2 protein-coding genes are annotated in these 1,762 nt (G+C 46.4%); both read right to left on the bottom strand.

Annotated elements, in window-relative coordinates:
- Positions 1 to 863 (bottom strand): aldehyde dehydrogenase family protein (locus tag HP456_RS23580; RefSeq protein ID WP_216663407.1); only part of this gene is annotated, 863 nt, incomplete at its 3' end.
- 132 nt (positions 864 to 995) lie between these two features.
- The coding region (locus HP456_RS23575; protein WP_172255577.1) for a Glu/Leu/Phe/Val family dehydrogenase at positions 996 to 1,762 on the bottom strand (767 nt) is incomplete at its 5' end.

Here is a 1,762-nt window from a genome sequence, read left to right as displayed (position 1 = left end):
TTCGTAAGCGGATTATTCCCGTAAAAATCCCTGACCGCTTTTTGGAACGATTGTATAAATTCTTCCTTTACCTCTTTGTGAACAAAGAGGTAATCGGGCGCCACGCATGTCTGCCCCGCATTCGTCACTTTACCGAAAGCTACCCGTTTAGCAGCTAGAGGGACATTTGCTGTCTCGTCAATGATACACGGACTTTTCCCCCCGAGCTCTAACGTAACCGGGATCAGCTGCTTCGCTGCCGCTTCCATGATCACCTTGCCCACCGGCACGCTTCCCGTGAAGAAAATATAATCAAATGGATGCTCCAGCAGCAGTTGTGTCGTCTCTGCCCCGCCTTCGATGACAGTGAGATGTTCCGGATCAAATTGTGAATCGATCAGACCCGCAATCAGATTGGACGTATTAGGCGTCAGCTCAGAAGGCTTGATGACTGCTGTGTTGCCTGCAGCAATCGCGCCTATTAACGGCGAGATTGCAAGTTGTAAAGGATAGTTCCAAGGAGCGATGATGAGGACTGCCCCATATGGCTCGGGAACTTTATACGCTTTGGATCCGACGTGCGTTCTCGCCGTTTTCACCTTAACTGGTGCAGACCATTCGTTGATATGCTTCAGCGTAAATCGAATCTCTTCAAGGAGAATCCCGATTTCAGTTGTATAGGTTTCCATTTCAGATTTATTTAAATCCTGTTTTAAAGCGATCAGGATTTCCTTCTCATTTTTTCTTATAACGTCAGCCAGCTTTTCAAGCACTTGCTTCCGTACATCAAGCGGCTTCGATTTACCTTCATTAAAAAATGTCTTCTGTTTCTTTATTGCGAATTGAATCGATTCACGGGATGCTTCTTCAATTGCTGCAGACAATTTGATCCCTCCTAAATTATTCTTATTTTAAATATAGCATGAAAAACCCGATTAATACGTATGTTAACCCCTGAAAACGAAAGAACCTGCCTTCGATTGTTATCGAAGACAGGTTCCTTTTATATGATGGGGTTATACCCAACCTCTGAATCTTGATGCCTCTGCCATTTTGCGTGCGCCGACCATGTATGCGGCAAGGCGCATATTGACCCGGCGATTCTGAGATGTCTCGTATACATTGTTGAAAGCATTAATAAGTTTAGCTTCAAGCTTCTCGTTTACTTCTGCCTCAGACCAGTAATACCCTTGATTATTCTGAACCCATTCGAAGTAGGATACCGTTACGCCCCCTGCACTAGCCAGTACATCGGGAACAAGCAGGATGCCTCTTTCAGAAAGGATGCGTGTTGCTTCAAGAGTAGTCGGGCCATTTGCAGCTTCTACAACAATGGATGCTTTGATGTCATGAACATTCTTTTCAGTGATTTGATTCGAAATCGCTGCCGGAACAAGGATATCACAGTCAAGCTCCAATAGTTCTTTGTTCGAGATCGTGTTTTCGAACAACGTTGTAACGGTTCCGAAACTGTCACGGCGGTCCAATAGGTAATCAATATCCAGACCTGCAGGGTCATGAAGTGCCCCGTGAGCATCAGAAATGGCAATTACCTTTGCACCTGCATCATGCATGAATTTCGCAAGGAAGCTCCCTGCGTTTCCGAATCCCTGGATCACGACGCGTGCGCCTTTGATATCGATTCCGCGTTTCTTCGCAGCCTGCTCGATACAGATAGTCACCCCTTGAGCCGTCGCTTTTTCACGCCCTTGAGAGCCGCCGAGCACGATCGGTTTCCCGGTGATGAAGCCAGGTGAATCATTTTCACGGAGACGGCTGTACT

Source organism: Bacillus haikouensis (genome assembly GCF_013179555.1).
Taxonomy (GTDB): Bacteria; Bacillota; Bacilli; order Bacillales; family Bacillaceae_B; genus Rossellomorea; species Rossellomorea haikouensis_A.
The sequence above is the reverse complement of the archived record's forward strand: the minus strand, read 5'-3'. Positions and strand labels throughout refer to the sequence as shown.